General features: G+C 59.3%; 21 protein-coding genes. 5 read left to right on the forward strand and 16 right to left on the reverse strand.

What is annotated here, in order from left to right; all coding sequences use genetic code 11:
* Positions 1–117: 117 nt before the first annotated feature.
* From WA225_RS05280 to WA225_RS05330, 11 genes are all read right to left on the reverse strand, one after another.
* Positions 118–1,407 carry an adenylosuccinate synthase gene (locus WA225_RS05280; RefSeq protein ID WP_007915835.1) on the reverse strand — a complete coding sequence of 430 codons (1,290 nt, stop codon included), beginning with the start codon at positions 1,405–1,407 and terminating at the stop codon, positions 118–120.
* A gap of 54 nt (positions 1,408–1,461) precedes the next feature.
* Positions 1,462–2,649, reverse strand: a complete 1,188-nt coding sequence (locus WA225_RS05285) for an ATP phosphoribosyltransferase regulatory subunit (RefSeq protein ID WP_422607127.1) — start codon at positions 2,647–2,649, stop codon at positions 1,462–1,464.
* 313 nt (positions 2,650–2,962) lie between these two features.
* Entirely contained in the window at positions 2,963–3,832 is an 870-nt protein-coding gene (gene hflC / locus WA225_RS05290) for a protease modulator HflC (protein WP_016984784.1), read from the reverse strand.
* Entirely contained in the window at positions 3,832–5,007 is a 1,176-nt protein-coding gene (gene hflK / locus WA225_RS05295; RefSeq protein WP_016984785.1) for an FtsH protease activity modulator HflK, read from the reverse strand. The genes hflC and hflK overlap by 1 nt, the downstream gene beginning before the upstream one ends.
* 96 nt (positions 5,008–5,103) lie before the next feature.
* Positions 5,104–6,405 carry a ribosome rescue GTPase HflX gene (gene hflX, locus WA225_RS05300; RefSeq protein ID WP_422607128.1) on the reverse strand — a complete coding sequence of 434 codons (1,302 nt, stop codon included), beginning with the start codon at positions 6,403–6,405 and terminating at the stop codon, positions 5,104–5,106.
* Between the two features lie 12 nt (positions 6,406–6,417).
* A complete protein-coding gene (hfq, locus tag WA225_RS05305; protein ID WP_007902656.1) occupies positions 6,418–6,678 on the reverse strand; it encodes an RNA chaperone Hfq in 261 nt (86 codons plus the stop codon).
* Positions 6,679–6,773: 95 nt separating this feature from the next.
* Complete coding sequence (miaA, locus tag WA225_RS05310; RefSeq protein ID WP_422607434.1) at positions 6,774–7,745, reverse strand: tRNA (adenosine(37)-N6)-dimethylallyltransferase MiaA; 972 nt, start codon at positions 7,743–7,745, stop codon at positions 6,774–6,776.
* Positions 7,745–9,646 carry a DNA mismatch repair endonuclease MutL gene (mutL, locus tag WA225_RS05315; RefSeq protein WP_180698227.1) on the reverse strand — a complete coding sequence of 634 codons (1,902 nt, stop codon included), beginning with the start codon at positions 9,644–9,646 and terminating at the stop codon, positions 7,745–7,747. The genes miaA and mutL overlap by 1 nt, the downstream gene beginning before the upstream one ends.
* A gap of 8 nt (positions 9,647–9,654) precedes the next feature.
* A complete protein-coding gene (locus tag WA225_RS05320; RefSeq protein ID WP_371850959.1) occupies positions 9,655–11,028 on the reverse strand; it encodes an N-acetylmuramoyl-L-alanine amidase in 1,374 nt (457 codons plus the stop codon).
* Positions 11,029–11,085: 57 nt separating this feature from the next.
* Positions 11,086–11,556 (reverse strand): tRNA (adenosine(37)-N6)-threonylcarbamoyltransferase complex ATPase subunit type 1 TsaE, encoded by a 471-nt coding sequence (gene tsaE, locus WA225_RS05325; RefSeq protein ID WP_422607129.1) that lies wholly within the window; start codon positions 11,554–11,556, stop codon positions 11,086–11,088.
* Entirely contained in the window at positions 11,544–13,043 is a 1,500-nt protein-coding gene (locus WA225_RS05330; protein ID WP_422607130.1) for an NAD(P)H-hydrate dehydratase, read from the reverse strand. The genes tsaE and WA225_RS05330 overlap by 13 nt, the downstream gene beginning before the upstream one ends.
* 63 nt (positions 13,044–13,106) lie before the next feature.
* On the opposite strand from WA225_RS05330, the gene queG reads away from it, so the two are divergent.
* A complete protein-coding gene (queG, locus tag WA225_RS05335) occupies positions 13,107–14,177 on the forward strand; it encodes a tRNA epoxyqueuosine(34) reductase QueG (RefSeq protein WP_422607131.1) in 1,071 nt (356 codons plus the stop codon).
* 2 nt (positions 14,178–14,179) lie between these two features.
* Here the strand turns inward: queG and WA225_RS05340 are convergent, their stop codons facing one another.
* The 3 genes from WA225_RS05340 to orn form a co-directional block, all read right to left on the reverse strand.
* A complete protein-coding gene (locus WA225_RS05340) occupies positions 14,180–15,238 on the reverse strand; it encodes a Fic family protein (RefSeq protein WP_422607132.1) in 1,059 nt (352 codons plus the stop codon).
* Positions 15,239–15,387: 149 nt separating this feature from the next.
* Positions 15,388–15,999, reverse strand: a complete 612-nt coding sequence (locus tag WA225_RS05345) for a trimeric intracellular cation channel family protein (protein ID WP_422607133.1) — start codon at positions 15,997–15,999, stop codon at positions 15,388–15,390.
* Between the two features lie 94 nt (positions 16,000–16,093).
* Positions 16,094–16,636, reverse strand: coding sequence for an oligoribonuclease (orn, locus tag WA225_RS05350; protein ID WP_016985703.1), 543 nt, complete (start codon positions 16,634–16,636; stop codon positions 16,094–16,096).
* A 107-nt stretch (positions 16,637–16,743) separates the two neighbouring features.
* Between orn and rsgA the strand changes: the two genes are divergently transcribed.
* The 4 genes from rsgA (at position 16,744) to WA225_RS05370 (ending at position 19,842) form a co-directional block, all read left to right on the forward strand.
* On the forward strand, positions 16,744–17,775 hold the full coding sequence (gene rsgA / locus WA225_RS05355; RefSeq protein WP_034151654.1) for a small ribosomal subunit biogenesis GTPase RsgA: 1,032 nt from the start codon (positions 16,744–16,746) through the stop codon (positions 17,773–17,775).
* A 212-nt stretch (positions 17,776–17,987) separates the two neighbouring features.
* Complete coding sequence (locus WA225_RS05360) at positions 17,988–18,395, forward strand: TIR domain-containing protein (protein WP_422607134.1); 408 nt, start codon at positions 17,988–17,990, stop codon at positions 18,393–18,395.
* A gap of 2 nt (positions 18,396–18,397) precedes the next feature.
* Positions 18,398–19,357, forward strand: coding sequence for a caspase family protein (locus WA225_RS05365; RefSeq protein WP_422607135.1), 960 nt, complete (start codon positions 18,398–18,400; stop codon positions 19,355–19,357).
* Entirely contained in the window at positions 19,357–19,842 is a 486-nt protein-coding gene (locus WA225_RS05370) for a toll/interleukin-1 receptor domain-containing protein (RefSeq protein ID WP_422607136.1), read from the forward strand. The genes WA225_RS05365 and WA225_RS05370 overlap by 1 nt, the downstream gene beginning before the upstream one ends.
* Before the next feature lie 41 nt (positions 19,843–19,883).
* Here WA225_RS05370 and WA225_RS05375 read toward each other — a convergent pair whose 3' ends face one another.
* The gene (locus WA225_RS05375) at positions 19,884–20,159 is read right to left on the reverse strand and encodes a hypothetical protein (RefSeq protein WP_422607137.1); all 276 of its coding nucleotides are present in this window, start codon (positions 20,157–20,159) and stop codon (positions 19,884–19,886) included.
* A 306-nt stretch (positions 20,160–20,465) separates the two neighbouring features.
* Positions 20,466–20,897: a hypothetical protein gene (locus WA225_RS05380; RefSeq protein WP_422607138.1), complete on the reverse strand. Its 432-nt coding sequence runs from the start codon at positions 20,895–20,897 to the stop codon at positions 20,466–20,468.
* Between the last annotated feature and the right edge of the window lie 65 nt (positions 20,898–20,962).

Raw genomic sequence — 20,962 nt, forward strand, 5'->3', positions numbered from 1 at the left:
CCATTAATTTGATGGCACTCTTGTAGACAGATTCACAGCAAAGGTCATGCCGTCCAACAGGCATAAACGACAAAGGCCCCGATTAAGGGGCCTTTGTGTTTTTACATCAACGACTTATCAAGCAAACGGATGACGCAGAACGATGGTTTCGTTGCGGTCCGGGCCCGTCGAAATAATGTCGATCGGCGCGCCGATCAACTCTTCAACACGTTTGATGTAAGCACGCGCGTTTGCTGGCAGCTCTTCCAGGGTCTTGGCGCCCACGGTCGATTCGGTCCAGCCCGGCACTTCTTCGTACACAGGCTGCAGGCCTACGTAGCTGTCAGCGTCGGTCGGGGCAACAGCATTGCCTTCGGCATCTTTGTAGCCAACGCAGATGTTGATGGTTTCCAGACCGTCGAGTACGTCCAGCTTGGTCAGGCAGATGCCCGAGATGCTGTTCACATCGATAGCGCGACGCAGGATAACAGCGTCGAACCAGCCGCAACGACGGGCACGGCCGGTGGTGGCGCCGAACTCGTGACCTTGCTTGGCCAGGTGTGCACCGACGTCGTCGAACAGCTCAGTCGGGAACGGACCCGAACCGACGCGAGTGGTGTAAGCCTTGGTGATGCCCAGGATGTAGTCCAGGAACATCGGGCCAACGCCCGAACCGGTCGCCACGCCACCCGCGGTGGTGTTGGAGCTGGTTACGTACGGGTAGGTACCGTGGTCGATGTCGAGCAACGAACCCTGGGCGCCTTCGAACATGATGTCTTTGCCGGCGCGACGCAGGTCGTGCAGCTCAGCCGTCACGTCGAGCATCAGCGGCTTGAGCAGCTCCGCGTATTCCTTGCACTCGGCCAGGGTCTTTTCGAACTCGATGGCCGGTTCTTTGTAGTAACCCACCAGCATGAAGTTGTGGTAGTCCACCAGCTCACGCAGTTTGTCTTCGAAACGCGGCATGTTCAGCAGGTCGCCAACACGCAGGCCACGACGCGCAACCTTGTCTTCGTAAGCCGGGCCGATGCCGCGACCGGTAGTACCGATCTTCAGCTCGCCACGGGCCTTTTCACGGGCCTGGTCCAGCGCCACGTGGAAGGACAGGATCAGCGGGCAGGACGGGCTGATACGCAGGCGCTCGCGCACCGGTACGCCTTTCTCTTCCAGCTTGGTGATCTCGCGCAGCAGGGCGTCAGGTGCAACCACCACGCCGTTGCCGATCAGGCACTGCACGCCTTCGCGCAGCACGCCCGACGGGATCAGGTGCAGGACGGTTTTTTCGCCGTCGATCACCAGCGTGTGGCCAGCGTTGTGGCCACCCTGGTAGCGCACTACGGCGGCAGCATGTTCGGTCAGCAGATCAACGATCTTGCCTTTGCCCTCATCACCCCATTGGGTGCCCAGGACTACGACATTCTTACCCATAACACTTGTCCTCATTCGCGCAAACTTGGTGCCGGCGATGGCCGGCAGGAAAACTCAAGAAGCCAGTGGCGATACTTGCCAAAGCCCGTTCTGCTGAATCAATTGCTGGTCGCAGTCCGCATCACGGGCGGCGGCCAAAGGTTGCCCAGGCAAAGCCTGAACGACACGCTGACCCTCACTGCGCAACTGACAAACCTGCTGCCAGAGTGCCGCATCCGTACTGTCAGGCATCCAGATACCGCCAGACGGTAGCTCGATCTCAGCACGCCCCAGGGTCACCAGGGTTTTCAAATCGGTGGAAAAGCCAGTCGCCGGACGCGCGCGGCCAAAATCGGCGCCGATGTCGTCATAACGACCGCCCTGCGCGATGGACTGGCCAACGCCCGGTACGAACACCGCGAACACCACACCGGTGTGGTAGTGGTAGCCACGCAACTCGCCCAGATCGAAGTACAACGGCAGCTCCGGGAAGCGCGCCGACAGACGCTCGGCGATCGCCAGCAAATCTTCCAGTGCCGCCAGAACCGGCGCCGGCGCATTGGCCAGACGCTCACGGGCAGCGCTCAACACTTCACGGCCGCCGCACAGATCAACCAGCGCACGCAGCATGCCGGACAAATCGGCCGGCAGGCCTTCGGTCAAGGTAATGACCTCGTCGATGGCTTTGCGTTGCAGCGCGTCGAACAACTGCTGCTCGACTTCACCCGACAGACCGGCGGCACGCGCCAGACCACGGTAGATGCCGACATGACCAAGATCCATGTGTACATCCGGCACGTCGGCCAGTTGCAGCATGGCCAGCATCAGGCTGATCACTTCAACGTCACTGCTCGGGCTGGCGTCGCCGTACAACTCGGCGCCCAACTGGATCGGGCTGCGCGAGGACGACAGTGCACGCGGCTGGGCATGCAGCACACTGCCGGCGTAGCACAGACGGCTCGGCCCTTCGCGACGCAGGGTGTGCGCATCGATGCGCGCCACTTGCGGCGTGATGTCGGCACGGAAACCCATCTGCCGGCCCGACTGCGGGTCGATGACCTTGAAGGTACGCAGATCCAGGTCCTGGCCCGCGCCGGTCAGCAGGGATTCCAGGTACTCGATATGGGGAGTCACGACAAACTCGTAACCCCAGCTCTGGAACAGATCCAACACCTGACGACGCGCGACTTCAATGCGCGCCGCTTCCGGTGGCAGTACTTCTTCGATGCCATCTGGCAGCAGCCAGCGGTCTACCGTTGCCATTACGCCATTCCCCTTTGATCCGGGCGGCCAGCCTGCGGGCGAGCCTTGAGTGAAGCAGAAAATGACCGGTTCGTTCAAAACGCACGCGCATGAACGACGCGGCGAAAGGCCTGTTACCGGCTTCGCCCATCACTTTCCTCGAAAAACTCTCGGGCCATTCAACCCGATGCCTGCAACAAAAAACAGCAATCAAACATGCAGACGCAAAAAAGCCGGGAATTTCCCGGCTGCCGCATCATACACACGTTTTCCCAAAGGATCACCCCGCCCGAGGTTTTAGCCGCCGGGCGGAATGATTCAGGTCAACGGCGTATCAAGGCTTGGCCTTTTCCAGGTAGTGGAAAAAGTCGCTGCTTGGGTCGAGGACCAATACGTCGGATTTGTTCGCGAAGCTTTCACGGTAGGCGCGCAGGCTACGGTAGAAACTGTAGAACTCCTGATCCTGACCGTAGGCCTTGGAGTAGATCGCAGCGGCCTGGGCATCACCATCACCGCGAACCTCTTCCGATTCACGATAGGCTTCTGCCAGCAACACGCGGCGCTGACGATCGGCGTCGGCACGGATGCCTTCAGCCAGCTCGTTACCCTTGGCGCGATGCTCGCGAGCTTCACGCTCACGCTCGGTGCTCATACGTTCGAACACGCTGCGATTCACTTCTTTCGGCAGATCGATGGCCTTGACCCGGACATCGACGACTTCGATACCCAGCTCTTTTTCCGCCATCTTGTTCAGCGATGCGGTGATGTCAGCCATCAGTGCATCGCGCTCACCCGACACCACTTCGTGCAGGGTGCGCTTGCCGAACTGGTCACGCAGACCGGATTCCAGACGACGGGACAGACGCTCGTCGGCGATTTGCTTGAGACCAGAAGTCGCGGTGTAGAAGCGCTCGGCATCTTTCACGCGCCACTTGGCGTAGGCATCGACCATCACGGCTTTCTTTTCCAGGGTCAGGAAACGCTGTGTCGGTGCATCCAGCGTCATCAGGCGTGCGTCGAATTTACGCACCTGGTTAACGTATGGCACTTTCACATGCAGACCCGGCTGAACATCGGCCTGAACCACGCGACCGAATTGCAGCAGCACCGCACGCTCGGTCTGAGCGACGATGTAGAAGCAATTCCAGCCCACCAGGACCACAACGACGCCAACGATCAGGGCGATCAGCGATTTATTGCTCATCAGCGGGTCTCCCTTGTGCGCGACTGCGGCAGGTCAGTGACATGCGGCGTGACGTCCGTGTTGTTGCTGGCGGCAGCCGAACCGGTGACCGGTGCATTGCTGCCCGAACTGTTCTGAATCATTTTATCCAACGGCAGGTAAAGCAAGTTGCTCTGGCCGTTCTTGTTGCCGGTCACGAGCACCTTGCTGGTATTGCTGAAGACTTCCTGCATGGTGTCCAGATACAGACGCTGACGGGTAACCTCAGGTGCCTTGCGATACTCGGCGACCAGTTTGGTGAAGCGATCCGCCTCACCCTTGGCACGCGAGACCGTTTCGTCGCGGTAACCGTTGGCATCTTCAAGGATGCGCTGGGCCTGACCACGGGCTTCCGGCACGACGCCGTTGGCGTAGGTTTCAGCCTGGTTGCGCGAACGCTGCTCGTCTTCACGCGCGCGGATCACGTCATCGAAGGCTTCCTGCACTTCACGCGGTGCAGCTGCGCTCTGTACGTTGACCTGGGTAACGGTGATACCGGTGCGATAGGTATCGAGGAAGCGTTGCAGACGCTCCTTGATTTCGCTGGCCATCAATTCACGACCTTCGGTCAGCACCTGATCCATCGCGGTGGAACCCACCACATGACGCAGCGCACTGTCGGTCGCATGCTGCAGGCTGATTTCCGGCTGATCGACGTTCAGCACGAAATCCTGCAGGTTGCTGATCTTGTACTGCACGGTCAGCGGCACTTCGACGATGTTCTCGTCTTCGGTCAGCATCTGGCCCTGCTTGGTGTACGCACGCTCACGCGTTACGTTTTCCATGTACTTTTTATCGATCGGCGGGAAGTAGATGTTCAGACCCGGGCCGACGGTTTCGTAGTACTTGCCGAAGCGCAGCACCACGGCTTGCTCCTGCTCGTCGACCACGTACACCGCGCTGTACAGCCAGACAGCCGCCAGCACGACAAGGCCGATGCCGAGCAGACCGCCGAAGCCGCCACCACTCCTGCCCGAGCCACCGCCGTCATCACCACCGCGTTTCTTACCACCACCGAACAACCCGTTCAGGCTTTCCTGCAGCTTTCGGAAGGCCTCGTCGAGATCCGGTGGCCCCTTGCGGTCGCCGTTATTGCGGCGCTTGCCACCCCAAGGATCCTGATTATTCGAGTTGCCACCCGGCTCATTCCAAGCCATAGCGCTCTCCATCTGATAAAGCAAAGACGCACCCACGGCGCGCCGACCAATGCTACAGAATGCCTGCTGTTACGGCACAACCGCTTTTTCAGGCTTTTATTGCAAAGTGTGTTGCTCGATGAATTCCATCGGCTGCAATCCTTCGCGGCTTACCAGTCGATTCAACTCGACCCGGGGCAAACGAACGGCGAGCAAACTGATGCCTTCTTCGTCGTGCTCTTCTTTCTGCACCGCACCGAGTTCGAAAAACTGCGCACGCAGTCGCGCGAATCGTTGCGGCAAGCGCAAGGTACCGATGAACAAGTCACCGCCGAGCAACTCGGCAATGGCTTGCTCAAGCAATTCCAGACCCGTGCCATCACGCGCCGACAGCCAGACCCGCTGGGGCTTGCCGTTTTCGTCGCGCTGGATTTGCGGCTCAACGCCTTCAAGCAAATCGAGTTTGTTATAGACCTCGAGGATCGGCAAGTCCTGGGCACCAATCTCGCCCAGCACCACCATCACCTGCTCGATCTGCAACATGCGATCCGGTTCAGCCGCATCGATCACGTGCAGCAGCAGGTCAGAGTTGGCCGACTCTTCGAGGGTAGACCGAAATGCCTCGACCAGCTTGTGCGGCAAGTGACGAATGAAGCCCACCGTGTCGGCCAGGACAATCGGCCCGAGGTCGTCCAGATCCAGACGACGCAGGGTCGGATCCAGCGTGGCGAACAGTTGGTCGGCCGCGTAGACGTCGGATTTCGTCACGTTGTTGAAGAGTGTGGACTTGCCGGCGTTGGTGTATCCCACCAGAGAAACGGTCGGGATATCCGCACGGGAACGGCCACGTCGCGATTGCTCGCGCTGGCTGCGCACTTTCTCCAGACGGCCCTTGATCTGGCGAAGACGCACCCGCAGCAGACGGCGGTCGGTTTCCAGCTGGGTTTCACCTGGACCGCGCATGCCGATACCGCCACCCTGACGCTCAAGGTGAGTCCAGCCGCGAACCAGCCGGGTGCTCATGTGATCAAGCTGAGCCAGTTCAACCTGGAGCTTGCCTTCATGGGTACGGGCGCGTTGGGCGAAAATATCGAGAATCAGGCCGGTGCGGTCGATCACGCGACACTCGAAAACACGTTCGAGGTTACGTTCCTGACTAGGCGTGAGGATGTGATTGAAAATCACCAGATCGGCTTCTTCAGCCTTGACCAGGTCGCGCAGCTCCTCGACCTTGCCGCTGCCAATCAGGTATTTGGCGGTTGGCCGATGACGCGGCACGTTAAAAAACGCAACGGTCTCGGCGCCGGCCGAATTAGCCAATTCCTGAAACTCCTGCGGATCTTCGCGCGCCTCAGGGTCCTGTCCATCCAAGTGAACGAGGATCACTCGCTCACCACCACCGTGGCGCTCAAAGAACAAAGGAGACTCCTATCAGGCGTTACCTGGCTCAGCGTCACCTGCTTCGGATTCGGTTGCGCTAGGCAGACGAATTGGACGAACCGGCACCACTGTCGAGATAGCGTGTTTGTAAACCATCTGGCTCACGGTGTTTTTCAGCAGGATCACGAACTGGTCGAACGACTCGATCGTGCCTTGCAGTTTGATACCGTTGACCAGGTAGATGGAAACCCCAACTTTCTCTTTACGTAAAGTATTCAAGTAAGGGTCTTGTAGCGAATGCCCTTTTGACATGTGCCGCACTCCTTTAAGGATTCAATAATAAAAAATAGGTAATTCAGATGGCTTTGGCCGTCACACCCCCAAGGATAGACGGCAATTGCAAGGACTCAGCTCAATATGGAGATGGTCCCAAGGTATTTCAAGGCGCGTGGCAGATTGTCGCAATCAAGACTGTCCAGCCAGTGTATATCTTCCCAGCTGCGCAGCCAGGTGAACTGGCGTTTGGCCAATTGGCGCGTGGCGATGATGCCGCGCTCCTGCATTTCGGCCAAAGTCAGTTTGCCATCCAGGTAGTCCCAGACTTGGCGGTAACCTACTGCACGTATAGACGGCAACCCGGCATGCAGGTCACTTCTTTTACGCAGGGCTACGACCTCGTCGATGAATCCCTGTTCCAACATAATTGTGAATCTTTGTTTAATGCGCTCGTGCAATACCTGACGATTTGCCGGGGCAATGGCCAAGTTCGCGACAGTATAGGGCAATTGTTGCAGTCCCGAAGCGGCTGCTTCAGTACTTTGCGCAGATTGTTGCCGGCGCAGTTCGGTCATGCTCTGACCACTGACCCGATAAACTTCCAGCGCGCGACTCAGGCGCTGCGGATCGTTCGGATGAATGCGCGCCGCAGATACCGGATCGATGACCGCTAACTGGTCGTGCAGGGCTTGCCAGCCAAGGCGTTGAGCCTCTTCTTCGATCTGCGCGCGAACCTCGGGATCCGCCGCTGGCATATCGGCCAGGCCATCAACCAAAGCCTTGTAATAGAGCATTGTGCCGCCGACCAGCAGCGGAATTTTTCCGCGTGCGGTGATCTCGGCCATGGCTTGCAGGGCATCGCGACGGAAATCCGCAGCCGAATAGGCTTCAGCCGGATCGAGAATATCGATCAAACGGTGCGGATATTCGGCCAGCAGTTCTTTCGAAGGCTTGGCGGTGCCAATGTCCATGCCGCGATAGACCAGTGCCGAATCGACACTGATCAGCTCGCACGGCAGCACCTTGGTCAGCTCGATGGCCAGATCGGTCTTGCCCGCAGCGGTCGGGCCCATCAGGAAAATCGCTGGAGGGAGCTGGCTCATCAACGACCGCGCAAGAACAGTTTGTCCAGATCGTCCAGGCCCAGTTGGGTCCAGGTCGGTCGGCCATGGTTGCATTGACCGCTGCGCTCGGTGTTTTCCATGTCACGCAGCAGGCCGTTCATTTCCGGCAAGGCCAGGCGCCGGTTGGCGCGAATCGCGCCGTGGCAGGCCATGGTGCCGAGCAATTCATTCAGATGTGCTTGAATCCGGTCGCTGGTGCCGTATTCCATCAGGTCCGAGAGCACGTCGCCGACCAAGCGGTTGGCTTCGGCCTGCTTCAACAACGCCGGAATCTGGCGGATCGCCAGGGTTTCCGGGCCCAGACGCTGCAATTCGAAGCCCAGACGCTGGAACCACGCCGCATGTTCCTCGGCGCAATCGGCTTCGCGCTGACTGACCGCCAGCGATTCCGGCACCAGCAACGGCTGACCACTGAGACCTTCGCTAGCCATGGCGATTTTCAGACGCTCGTACATGATCCGTTCGTGGGCGGCATGCATATCCACCAACACCAGACCTTGGGCGTTCTCGGACAGGATGTAGATGCCCTTGAGCTGCGCCAGTGCGTAACCGAGTGGCGGAATGTCTTCCTGACCGGCCGGCAATGCGTTGGCATTGGCCTCAGGCAGCGGCGCGAAAAATTCGCGGTACGCGGCTTGCGCCTCGGCAGCCGGCGGCACCGCCGATTGCGGGCGCGGCGTGTATTGATACTGGTAAGCGCCGCCAGCACTGGCACCTGACGAGGTATTGAACGCCGGTTGCGCCTGCGGTTGCTCGAGCAGTGCATTGGCCGCCAGACGCATTTCGCCCTGCGGGCCGAATTCCCCGGCATCGAGGCCGGTTGGCCGCACGACAGCAGTGGTCACGGAACCCGCGAGCTGGTCTTCCGGCCGCACATCGCCCAGCGCGCGGTGCAAGGTGCCGTAAAGGAAGTCATGCACCATGCGCCCGTCACGGAAGCGCACTTCGTGTTTGGTCGGGTGCACGTTGACGTCGACCGCCGCCGGATCAACCTCGAAAAACAGCGCAAAGGTCGGATGACGGCCGTTGAACAGTACGTCGCGATAAGCCTGACGCACCGCGTGAGCGACCAGTTTGTCGCGCACCGCCCGACCATTCACAAAGAAATACTGCAAATCCGCCTGGCTGCGGTTGAAGGTCGGCAGACCGACCCAGCCCCACAGGTGCAAGCCGTTGCGCTCGATCTCGATCGGCAACGCCTGTTCGAGAAAACCCGAGCCGCAGATGGCTGCCACACGCCGCGCGCGGGCCGCATCATCGTGGGCCTCGTGCAGGCTGAGAATGGTCTTGCCGTTGTGGCGCAGATGAAACGCGACGTCGAAACGCGCGAGCGCCAGACGCTTGATCACTTCTTGCAGGTGATCGAATTCGGTTTTTTCGGTCTTGAGGAATTTGCGTCGCGCCGGGGTATTGAAGAACAGGTCGCGAACTTCCACCGAGGTGCCGACCGGATGCGCTGCCGGTTGAACCCGAGGCGCCATGTCACGGCCTTCGGTTTCCACCTGCCACGCTTGATCGGCATCGCGCGTACGCGAGGTCAGGGTCAGGCGCGCCACGGAGCTGATCGACGCCAGTGCTTCACCACGGAAACCGAGGCTCATTACCTGTTCGAGGTCTTCGAGGTTGCGGATCTTGCTGGTGGCGTGACGGGCCAGTGCCAGCGGCAAGTCATCGGCAGAAATGCCGCTGCCATCGTCACGAACCCGCAGCAACTTGACACCGCCCTGCTCAACGTCGACATCGATACGTTTGGCGCCGGAGTCGAGGCTGTTTTCCAACAGCTCCTTGATCACCGAAGCCGGGCGTTCAACCACCTCACCAGCGGCAATCTGGTTCGCCAGCCGCGGGCTGAGCAGTTCGATGCGGGCGGCAGCGCTCAACACTTCGTTCATTCTTTGGACGCCAGTTCGGTGCCAGGAATGGTCAAGTGCTGACCGACTTTCAACTCATCACTTTTCAGATTGTTCGCGCTGCGCAGCGTCGCCGGCGACACCTGATAGCGCACACCGATCATCGCCAGCGTTTCGCCCGGGCCAACGCGGTGATCACGCGGGCCCTGGGCGATCTTGCCGGAATCACGCAGCCAGGCAATGTAGGTGCCCGGTGGCGGGTTCTGCTGGAAGAACTGGCGCACGCCGCTGCTGATCGAACGCGCCAGTGCTTGCTGGTGGCTCGAGGCCGAGAGCTTGTTCGCCTCGTTGGCGTTGGAGATAAACCCGGTTTCGACCAGGATCGACGGGATATCCGGCGACTTCAGCACCATGAACCCGGCCTGCTCCACGCGCTGTTTGTGCAGCGGCGTGACGCGGCCGATGTTGGTCAGGACTTTCTGCCCGACGTTGAGGCTGGAGGTCAGCGAGGCCGTCATCGACAGGTCGAGCAACACGCCGGCGAGCATGCGGTCCTTGTCGTCGAGGCTGACGTTGCCGGCACCACCGATCAAGTCGGAACGGTTTTCACTGTCGGCCAGCCAACGCGCGGTCTCCGACGTGGCACCGCGATCAGACAGGGCAAACACCGAGGCACCGAAGGCGGCGGCAGACGGCGCGGCGTCAGCGTGAATCGAGACGAACAGGTCGGCGCCCTTCTTGCGGGCGATTTCGGTACGACCGCGCAACGGGATGAAGTAATCGCCGGTACGGGTGAGTTCGGCGCGGAAGCCTTTCATGCCGTTGACCTGCCGCTGCAGTTCGCGGGCGATCTGCAGTACCACGTCTTTCTCACGCTGGCCGCGCGAGCCGGATGCACCCGGGTCTTCGCCACCGTGGCCGGCGTCGATCACGACAATAATGTCGCGCTTGCCGGCCGGGGCTGGCGGCAACTTGATCGCCGGTTCGGTCGGGGTTACCGGCACCGCCGGAACGGTCGCAACCTGCGGGGTTGGCGCAGGCGGCGGTGCGGCGTCGGCCGGGTTATCGAACAGGTCGACCACCAGACGGTTGCCGTACTGCGCGTTCGGCGCCAGCGAGAAGCTTTTCGGGGTGACGGCTTTTTTCAGGTCGATGACCACGCGCAGGTCGGTCGGCGTGCGCTGGGCCGAACGCATTGCGGTGATCGGCGTGTTCGCGGTCTGCACATTCAGCGGTGCACCGAGGGTGGCACCGTTGATGTCGATCACCAGCCGATCCGGCGAGGTCAGGGTAAACACGCTGTGCTGTACCGGGCCGCTCAGGTCGAACACCAGTCGCGTGTTGTCCGGCGCCCGCCACAGGCGCACGCTGTTGACCTTCGAATCGGCCACAGCGTTGACGGTTACTGCCATCAACAACAGTCCAGCGGCAGCCACCAACGCGCGAAAGCGCATACCTAACCCCATCATTTAATTGGATTCCAATGCCAAAGCGGCACACCAGGCCTCGCCACGCGAGCCCTGGGATAAAATTTTCAGCGAACGCCCGCTGTCTTGCGGGCTAATGGTAATGGTCAGGTCCGGCTTTGGCAAAAAGCCTGCACCTTTATCGGGCCATTCGATCAGGCACATCGCATCGTCTTCGAAGTAGTCGCGGATGCCGAGAAACTCCAGCTCTTCCGGATCGACCAGTCGATACAGGTCAAAGTGGAAGGCGCGGATGTCACCGATCTCGTAGGGCTCGACCAAAGTGAAGGTCGGACTTTTTACCGCGCCGACATGGCCCAGCGCGCGAATGATCCCGCGCGACAACGTGGTTTTGCCCATCCCCAGGTTGCCTTCGAGAAAAATCAGGCCATGGCCCTGGGTCACGCGGGCGATCCGTGCGCCAAAGTCGCTCATGGCCTGTTCATCGGCCAGGTACAGGGTTACTTCAGACACGGTGCATGCTCCTCCAACAACTGACGAATGGCTGGAATCAAATCACTGGCCGCCAGCCCACGGCCCAGTTTTCCTTGTTGCATACCGGCATTGGCGTGCAGCCAGACCGCCAGACACGCCGCCGCGAAGCCGTCCATGCCTTGCGCCAGCAGTGCACCGGTCAAACCAGCCAACACGTCGCCGAGACCTGCGGTGGCCATCGCCGGATGGCCCTGATGACACAACGCCAGACGTCCGTCGGGATGCGCGATCAGGCTGCCCGCGCCTTTCAACACCACGACAGCTGTATATTTTTTGCTCAACGCCAGCGCCGCTGCCGGACGATCCGCTTGCACTTGGGCAGTGCTGATCCCCAGCAGACGCGCCGCTTCGCCCGGGTGCGGGGTGATCACGCAGTCCTTGGGCAACGCCACGAAGCCGCTCGCCAACAGATTCAGCGCGTCGGCGTCCCACACTTGCGGCAGTGCTGCGTTGGCTGCCGCCGACAACAGCGCGCGCCCCCAACTGGCCTGACCGAGGCCAGGCCCGACGACCAGTGTCGAGACTTTTTCCAGCAGGCCCATCAATTGATTGGCCGATGACGTGCCGAGCACCATGGCTTCCGGCACACGGGTCAGCGCCGCCGGCACGTGTTCTGGCCGGGTCGCCAGCGAAATCATGCCCGCGCCACTGCGCAGAGCCGTAGCGGTGCTGAGCAGAATCGCCCCACCAAAACCGTGATCGCCACCGATCAACAGCACATGGCCGAAACGGCCCTTGTGCGAAGTCAGTGCGCGCGCCGCCAACCTCGGAAGATTAGCCGTGTTAAGTCGTTGGGCGATCACCGGGATGTCACGATAGATGTCGGCGCTTGTCTGCAAATCGTTAAACAGCAATTCGCCGATGTGATCCGCCGCGTCCCCGGTGAACAAACCGAGTTTCAGGCCGATGAAAGTCACCGTCAGATCGGCCTGTACGGCGACACCCAGCACGTGTCCGGTGTCGGCACACAGCCCGGAAGGGATATCTACGGCTGTCACCGGCAAACCGCTGGCGTTGATGGCGTTGATCGCCGAGACGTACGGCTCGCGCACCTCGCCGCTCAACCCCGTACCGAGCAACGCATCGAGAATGACCCCGCGCAGTTCACTTTGAGGTTGCCAGCCTTGCACCGCGACACCTTGTGCCAACGCTGCGGCATGCGCCTGCGCGGCATCGCCCTGCAACCGCTGCGGATCGCCGACTGCCAACACCCGCACCGACCACCCGGCCCGCTGCGCCATGGCCGCGACCAGATAACCGTCACCGGCATTGTTGCCATGCCCGGCCAGCACCGTCAGTTCAGTCGCCGAAGGCCACTGCCGCAGCAACGCGCGCCACGTCGCATGCGCGGCACGCTGCATCAATTCGAAGCCCGGCGTACCAGCGGCAATCAGCCGTGCATCGAGTTCGCGCACCTGTGCGGCGCCATACAGCGCGTCGGGTAATTCATCTTTCGTGTGCGGCATGCGTCTTCGGACTCCGATGTCTGGCAGAATTATACGCACCTCAGCTCCGGTTTCTCTCGCCTCATGTCCGCCATCACCACAGACCTGCCCGCCCTCGCCCAATCGATCAAGGATTGGGGCCGCGAGCTGGGCTTTCAGCAAGTCGGCATCAGCGGTCTGGATCTCGCCGAACACGAGCAACACCTCGCGCGCTGGCTCGAGGCCGGCTATCACGGCGAAATGGACTACATGGGCGCCCATGGCAGCAAACGCTCGCACCCCGAAGAGCTGGTGCCGGGCACGTTGCGCGTGGTTTCGCTGCGCATGGACTACTTGCCGGGCGATACGCAAATGGCGCAAATGCTGGCGCAACCGGAAAAAGCTTACGTGTCGCGTTATGCCTTGGGCCGCGATTACCACAAATTGATCCGTAAACGTGTGCAGCAATTGGCCGACAAGATTCAATCCGAGATCGGCCCGTTCGGTTTCCGCGCGTTTGTCGACAGCGCCCCGGTGCTGGAAAAAGCCATCGCCGAACAGGCCGGGCTGGGCTGGATCGGCAAAAACACCCTGGTATTGAACCGCAAGGCCGGCAGTTATTTCTTCTTGAGCGAACTGTTCGTCGACCTGCCGCTGCCGGTGGATGAACCACACAGCACCGAACATTGCGGCCGCTGCACCGCGTGTTTGGATATCTGCCCGACCAACGCCTTCGTCGGCCCCTATGTGCTGGACGCGCGCCGCTGCATCTCTTATCTGACCATCGAGCTGAAAAACGCGATTCCTGAAGACCTGCGCCCGCTGATCGGCAACCGCGTGTTCGGTTGCGACGACTGCCAGATCGTCTGCCCGTGGAACCGCTTCGCCAAGCCTTCCGGGGAGAGCGACTTCAAGCCACGGCACAATCTGGACAATGCTGAACTGGCTGAACTGTTCATGTGGGATGAAGACAAATTTCTCAGCAGTACCGAAGGCTCACCGCTGCGCCGCGCCGGGTATGAGCGCTGGTTGCGCAATCTGGCGGTGGGGCTGGGCAATGCACCCTCGAGCATTCCGGTACTGGAAGCGCTGAAGGCGCGGCGGGACTATCCGTCAGAGTTGGTGCGCGAGCATGTGGAGTGGGCGCTTAAGCAACATGCTGAACGCAGCAGCTAACGTTATCGCTGAATTCCAACTGGTTTTCTCCACTTCGCGCTACGCCCCTTGCCGGTAGGCTCAATCAACCCCTCGGCCTTCAGGGCACGCAGAACTGAACGTACTGTGTCTCGGCTCACTCCGGGGCAAGATTCTTCAATTTCTGTAATAGAAAAAGGTAGATTTCTACCCAAAGTTACCTCCCTGACCCGGTCACTTTTTCCGCCACGACGCGTATCGATAGTTCCGACGCGCTCTTCGAACTCTTTGTACGCTCGAAGTAATGCACCCCAGAAATAATCCATCCAGGGTTGCACGTCGTGCGTGCCGTCGTGCCATCGTTGAGAGCTCATCTCCAGCGTCTCGTAATAGCCTTCCTTTGATTCCTCAAATATCCGCTCAAGACTGATGAAGCGCCCGACTCGATAATCGAACTGGTAAAGCAGTAGTAACGTCAACAAACGAGCTACACGGCCATTACCATCCGAGAATGGATGGATGCATAGAAAATCCAGAACGGTGAGCGGTATCAGGACGAGAGGGTCAGCTAGATTTTGCTGAGCTGCCAGATGGTATTGCATCAGCATTTCAGCCATTGCAATAGGCGTTAGATGTGCGGCCACTGGTTGAAAACGAACCCGCGAACTTCCGTCGGGGTTACGCTCAATGATGTCGTTGTTTGTCGCTTTCCAGTCACCACCCGACTGCGGCAGATAGCGGTAGAGCAAACTGTGTAGTTGCCTCAGGACACCCTCAGAAAAAGGCATGTCCTCGGCCGCTTCATGGATGAGTGATAACGCATCGCGATAACCCGCAATTTCCTGTTCAGATCGACTCTGCGGGTCGCTGGTTTTGCTCATCAGCGACTTCAAGCGCGCGGGCGTAACAGTCACACCCTCCAAGCGGTTGGACGACTCAGTTGATTCAATTACAGCAAGCTGTTTCAGATCGTCTAAAACCTGAGGCGATTGAGCTATGAATAGCTGTTGCTTGCCTCGGAATTCTCCCAATGCTCTCAGCGTCGCGATCTGCGATCCGTTATAGCGCAAGGAACCGAGAAACTTTGGAGTCAGGGAGTGCATTTCAGGATGCCTGTTGAATGGGGGAGAAATGGCTAAAGGGGGTATTTAAAGCTACAAATACCCCATTTAATTCATTTGTACCCTGTTTGCACCCCGCAAACTATTCAACAATCCCGACAGGATATTTCGACCGCAGCGCGCACCCGATTTCAAGGCGCGTCGTTGTAAACGAACTTGGGCATTTCCCAGTGAAAGCGGATCGCCAGCAGCCGCAGCAGGAAGCCGCCGAACAGGGTGATGAGGATGGCCTGCTCGCCAGGCACGTTCAGATACAGGCAGAGCATGTAGCACCACGCCGCCGCAAACGAGACGCTGGCATACAGTTCCCGGCGGAAGATCAGCGGGATGTCGTTGCAGAAGATGTCGCGCAGGATGCCGCCGAAGACCCCGGTGATCACGCCGCTGACCGAAGCCACCAGCATGCCGTGGCCCATTTCCAGCGCGGTCATGCAACCGATCAGGGTGAATGCCACCAGCCCGACCGCGTCGAGCACCAGAAACAGCGAGCGCAGGTGGCGCATCCAGCGTGCGGTGAATACGGTGAACATCGCCGCCACCGAAGTCAGCACCAGGTATTCAGGGTGTTTGACCCAGGTCAGCGGGTAATGCCCGAGCAGCACATCACGCACCGAACCGCCACCCAATGCCGTGACGCAGGCAATCAGCACCACACCAAACCAGTCCATGCCGCGACGTCCGGCAGACAAGGCGCCAGTCATGGCTTCAGCGGTGATGGCGATCAGATAGAGCATCAGCAACATGGTGGCGATCCAGGCAGGAAGGCGCGCAGTCTAGCCATTTCGGTGCGGCACCAAAAGAGGGCAGTTGCAGGCTTTGCCCCCCCACCGCCAGGAATCAGAACTTGATGAAGTGCTTGCGGTAGTGCTGCAACTCGGCGATCGATTCGCGGATGTCGTCCAGCGCCAAGTGCGTGCTGCCCTTCTTGAAGCTGTCGCGCACGTCCGGTGCCCAGCGCGCGGCCAGTTCCTTGAGCGTGGAAACGTCGAGGTTGCGGTAGTGGAAGTAGCTTTCCAGCCCTTTCATGTGGGTATAAAGGAAGCGACGGTCCTGGCAGATGCTGTTGCCACAGATCGGCGACTTGCCCTTCGGCACCCATTTTTCCAGAAAGGCGATGGTTTCGGCCTCGGCTTCAGCCATGCTGATACGGCTGTCGCGCACGCGCTGGGTCAGGCCGGAGTTGCCGTGGGTGCGGGTGTTCCATTCGTCCATCCGCGCGAGCACTTCGTCGCTGTGGTGGATGGCAATCACCGGGCCTTCAGCGAGGGTGTTGAGGTCACTGTCGGTGACGATGGTGGCCATTTCGATGATGACGTCGTTTTCCGGATCCAGACCGGTCATTTCCAGGTCGATCCAGATCAGGTTCTGCGGGTTTGGCATATGTCGGCTCCTAGGCAATGCTGCGCAGTTTAGCCTAGGCCGGTGGCCGGGCGTGCTAAACTCGCGGCCGTTTTACCTAATCGCTGCATTCTTCAGACGGAACACCCATGGCCAAACGCCAACTCAATCGTCGTCAAAACTGGCGCATCGAAAAGATTCAGGGCGAGCGCGCCGCACGCGCCGCCAAACGCGAGTCCTCGGCTGTCGAAGCCCTGGAGGGCGGCGACCTGGGCCCGGAACAAACCGGCCTGGTGATCGCCCACTTCGGTGTGCAGGTCGAGGTCGAAGCTGTTGACGGCGATCAGGCCGGTCAAGTGTTCCGCTGCCACTTGCGCGCCAACCTGCCCGCACTGGTGACCGGCGACACGGTCGTCTGGCGTGCCGGCAACCAGGGCATCGGGGTGATCGTCGCGCAACTGCCGCGCACCACCGAACTGTGCCGCCCGGACAGCCGTGGCCAGCTCAAACCGGTCGCGGCCAACGTCGACATGATCGTCATCGTCTTCGCGCCGCTGCCCGAGCCGCATGCGAACCTGATCGACCGCTATCTGGTTGCGGCGGAACACGCCGGCATCCGCCCGTTACTGCTGCTGAACAAATTCGACCTGATCGACGAGCAGAACGCCCCGGCGCTCAATGCGCTGCTGGCGGTGTATCGCACGCTGGGTTATCCGGTGCTGGAAGTGTCCGCGCACCACGGCAATGGCATGGAACAACTGCAACAGCAGCTCGACGGGCGCATCAGCGTGTTCGTCGGCCAGTCCGGCGTCGGCAAGTCGTCGCTGGTCAACAGCCTCCTGCCTGAAGTCGAAACCCGCGTCGGGCCGTTGTCCGAGCTGTCCGGCCAGGGCACGCATACGACAACCACCGCGCGCCTGTTCCACTTTCCCGGTGGCGGTGAGCTGATCGACTCCCCGGGTATCCGTGAGTTCGGCCTGGGCCACGTTAGCCGCGCCGACGTCGAAGCCGGTTTCATCGAGTTCGATGACCTGCTCGGCACCTGCCGCTTCCGCGACTGCAAGCACGACCGTGAACCGGGTTGCGCGTTGCTCAAGGCGCTGGAAGACGGCCGCGTGCAGCAGCAACGGATGAACAGCTACCGCTCGATCATCGCCAGCCTGCCTGAAAACGGCTATTAAACAGCCGTGCCGGCGGCCCTGACACACAGGGCTGCCGGCCGTAGGATCACACCCTGCAAATCCCCCGAACGCTTAAACGTCAGACCTTTCTGTAGGGCTTTAGCGCGCCTGTTTGCAGGACATTTCTCTTTTGCCTTCAGCACCTTGTAGGCGTCACGCAGATGCCTACAGTCACTTCCTCCTTCGCACTTTCGCGACTTCCGAGGAACCCCATGCAAACCTATCATTTGTTCATCAGCCATTCGTGGAACTACTCCCACGCCCATGACAATCTGGTCCGCCTGCTCGGCGCGCAACCGGGTTTCACCTTCAAGAATTTTTCCGTACCGCCGCACAACCCGATCATGGGCGCGCAAACCGACCAGCAACTGGAGGTAGCCATCGAGAACAAGATCCGCCCTTGCTCGGCGGTGCTGATCATGGCTGGCATGTACTCGACCTACAGCAAGTGGATCAACAAGGAAATCGAGATCGCCAAGCGCATGGGCAAAGTGATCATCGCGATCAAGCCTTTCGGCGCCGAGCGCATTTCCACGGTCGTGCGCAACGCCGCGAACGCCGAATGCGCGTGGAGCACCAAAAGCATCGTTAGCGCAATTCGCCTGCACACGGCGGTGTAACCATGCGCAAGGGACTGTTTATCGGCATCAATCATTACCAGCACGTCGCACCATTGAGCGGCTGCAACAACGATGCGATGGCCATGGCGTCGGTGCTGGAACGTCACGCCAACGGGCGCCCGAACTTCAGCAGTAAAGTGCTGACCTCATCTGAGGAAAACCTGACACTCAACACCCTGAAGCAACAGATCCAGAGTCTGTATTCCGGCGATTGCGATGTAGCGCTGTTGTACTTCGCCGGCCACGGCCAGTTCGACACCAGCATCGACGAAGGGCTGCTGATTCCGCAGGACTTCAAACACGGCGGGGAAGGGATTCGCATCAGCGACATTCTGCTGTGGGCTGATCAGGCGTCGCAGATCAAAAACAAAATCATCATCCTCGATTGCTGCCAGGCTGGCGCGGCCGCTGCAATGCGCGGTTTGCGCGGTGGGAGCAGTGTGATTGGCGAAGGCATGACCATTCTCACGGCCTGTAAAAAAGAACAGTCCGCCCTGGAAAGTCGCGGCCATGGCGTATTCACCGATTTGTTGCTGCAAGCGCTGCACGGCGGGGCCGCCAATGTGCTCGGCAAGGTCACGCCGGGTAGCGTTTACTCGTTTGTCGACAATGCACTGGGCGCCTGGGAACAGCGCCCGGTGTTCAAGACCAACGTTTCGCAGTTTGTACCGCTGCGTGAAGTCGCCCCGCTCATTCCCGAGGAAACCCTGCGCAAACTCAAAGACTGGTTTTCCGATCCCAGCTTCGTGTTCAGGCTCGATCCAAGTTACGAGCCCACAGACCCCTCGTTCGATTCCGATCACGGCGACATCTTCAAACAACTGCAAATGTGCAATCGCCACAGCCTGATCGAACCGGTAGACGCCGACCACATGTACTACGCCGCCATCAACTCCACCGGCTGCCGCCTCACCGCTCTCGGCGCCTACTACCGCGAACTCGCCCTCAAAGGACACTTCTGATGCCCGTCTTCATCAGCTACCGCCATATGGACCGCGCCCACGCCATCGCCATCAACAGCCGCCTGATGCAGGCCAACATCAAGACCTACCTCGACGTGCTCGACCCTGAATCGCAAACCACCGATGACATCACCGGCGTCATCACCCGCAACATCACTGAGTGCACGCACTTGCTGGCGGTGGTGTCGGAGAAGACCGCGCTGTCGTGGTGGGTGCCGTTCGAAATTGGTGAGGCGACTATCAGCAACCGCAGGATCTGCTCGTTCAAGACCGGCCCCGCAGAATTGCCGTTGTACCTGGACAAGTGGCCGAAGTTGAGCACGGATAAAGATCTGAATTTCTTTATCGATGCGTATCGTGATGAGGTGTCGAGCAAGCGTTCGATGACGCTGGATTCGAGCAATGAATCCTTTAGCGGCACCTACAAACGCAACGCAGAGGTATTCCACGACCAACTGAAAAACCGCATTCGGCGCGGGTTCTGACAGATGCAAAAAAGCCGCGACACAATCGCGGCTTTTTACTTTCAAAGTCCGGGCGCGACTCTATCCAGTTTCCAGCCCAACGCATCCAGCGCGTCACAGCCGTCCTGAAGCAGGAGATGCGCGGCACTGGCGAAATGTTCCAGATCATGGCCTTCGGCGTCTTTGACGCACAGGCAACTGACGCTGTTGAGCATGTTGCGCACCGTCTTGATTCGATATTTTGCGTTTTCGAGCAGGGCCGAGGCCTTGGCTTCGGTGTCGATGTAGAGCGTGGGGGTGGTGCTGAGGTTGCCTTGCAGGGGACGATAATCAGCCATGGTCAAACTCCAATGGTTTATGAATATTCCATCTTGTTTCGACCGGCTAAGATCGGTCATCGACTGGTCGATGACGGGCGAACTATAGGCAAACAACCGGGTGAAGTAAACCCGATTTATTCGTCCAGGAACCGTCCTACATAAGTCAGGGAAACGTACTAATAAAAGTACTATTTTTGAGAGACCCCTACCCCAGCCTGAAAAACCACCGCATGTTGATATGCTTTAACGCGTGGCTTTCCTCGCGCGACTGAGAAAATAACGTTTGATTCAGTATTCCGAAAAATGAGCAGCAAGGAAACTAACTCATTTAACAATACGAGCACGCGCTTGCGCAACAAACTCATCGGGTAACATCACGTTACTTAAAGAGAATTTTTGGTTCTGCTCTTTTAGATCAAAGATAAGCGTTTTGAAAAATGGATTACGCCGCAATCGCACTGACTTTATATCTTCATTACGAATCAGATCTTCACGCTTGTACCCCACAGCGTCGTCACGAAATACAAGGCCTTCGGGCACTATTGTAATACTGACTTTTTGGTCGCGCCTTGCGAACACTGAGATAACAAAAAAAACAATGCTCAGTAAAATCGACATCGCGAACGGCCACCCCGCCAAATATGGTTCCAGCGGAAAAAGCGTTAAAAGCAAATGCAGCGTCACAGTCAAGATGAAGCTCGCAATCGCCCACAACATGACCCCTAGCCCAACACCTAAATTCCAGACAGCCTTCATTACTACTCCTGATTTATTACGCAGATGACAATATGTGGCTTCTCAACGGCTACTCCGAATTCTAA

The sequence above is a fragment of the Pseudomonas sp. genome (genome assembly GCF_049300855.1).
Classification (GTDB): Bacteria; Pseudomonadota; Gammaproteobacteria; order Pseudomonadales; family Pseudomonadaceae; genus Aquipseudomonas.

Coding starts and splice junctions, on each gene's coding strand:
- hflC (WP_016984784.1), bottom strand. CDS start 3,832: ATGAGCAATAAATCGCTGATCGCCCTGATCGTTGGCGTCGTTGTGGTC.
- WA225_RS05370 (WP_422607136.1), top strand. CDS start 19,357: ATGCCCGTCTTCATCAGCTACCGCCATATGGACCGCGCCCACGCCATC.
- rsgA (WP_034151654.1), top strand. CDS start 16,744: ATGGCCAAACGCCAACTCAATCGTCGTCAAAACTGGCGCATCGAAAAG.
- hflK (WP_016984785.1), bottom strand. CDS start 5,007: ATGGCTTGGAATGAGCCGGGTGGCAACTCGAATAATCAGGATCCTTGG.
- orn (WP_016985703.1), bottom strand. CDS start 16,636: ATGCCAAACCCGCAGAACCTGATCTGGATCGACCTGGAAATGACCGGT.
- WA225_RS05285 (WP_422607127.1), bottom strand. CDS start 2,649: ATGGCAACGGTAGACCGCTGGCTGCTGCCAGATGGCATCGAAGAAGTA.
- WA225_RS05320 (WP_371850959.1), bottom strand. CDS start 11,028: ATGGCAGTAACCGTCAACGCTGTGGCCGATTCGAAGGTCAACAGCGTG.
- hfq (WP_007902656.1), bottom strand. CDS start 6,678: ATGTCAAAAGGGCATTCGCTACAAGACCCTTACTTGAATACTTTACGT.
- WA225_RS05365 (WP_422607135.1), top strand. CDS start 18,398: ATGCGCAAGGGACTGTTTATCGGCATCAATCATTACCAGCACGTCGCA.
- WA225_RS05380 (WP_422607138.1), bottom strand. CDS start 20,897: ATGAAGGCTGTCTGGAATTTAGGTGTTGGGCTAGGGGTCATGTTGTGG.
- WA225_RS05340 (WP_422607132.1), bottom strand. CDS start 15,238: ATGCACTCCCTGACTCCAAAGTTTCTCGGTTCCTTGCGCTATAACGGA.
- miaA (WP_422607434.1), bottom strand. CDS start 7,745: ATGAGCCAGCTCCCTCCAGCGATTTTCCTGATGGGCCCGACCGCTGCG.
- WA225_RS05330 (WP_422607130.1), bottom strand. CDS start 13,043: ATGCCGCACACGAAAGATGAATTACCCGACGCGCTGTATGGCGCCGCA.
- WA225_RS05375 (WP_422607137.1), bottom strand. CDS start 20,159: ATGGCTGATTATCGTCCCCTGCAAGGCAACCTCAGCACCACCCCCACG.
- WA225_RS05280 (WP_007915835.1), bottom strand. CDS start 1,407: ATGGGTAAGAATGTCGTAGTCCTGGGCACCCAATGGGGTGATGAGGGC.
- queG (WP_422607131.1), top strand. CDS start 13,107: ATGTCCGCCATCACCACAGACCTGCCCGCCCTCGCCCAATCGATCAAG.
- WA225_RS05345 (WP_422607133.1), bottom strand. CDS start 15,999: ATGTTGCTGATGCTCTATCTGATCGCCATCACCGCTGAAGCCATGACT.
- WA225_RS05360 (WP_422607134.1), top strand. CDS start 17,988: ATGCAAACCTATCATTTGTTCATCAGCCATTCGTGGAACTACTCCCAC.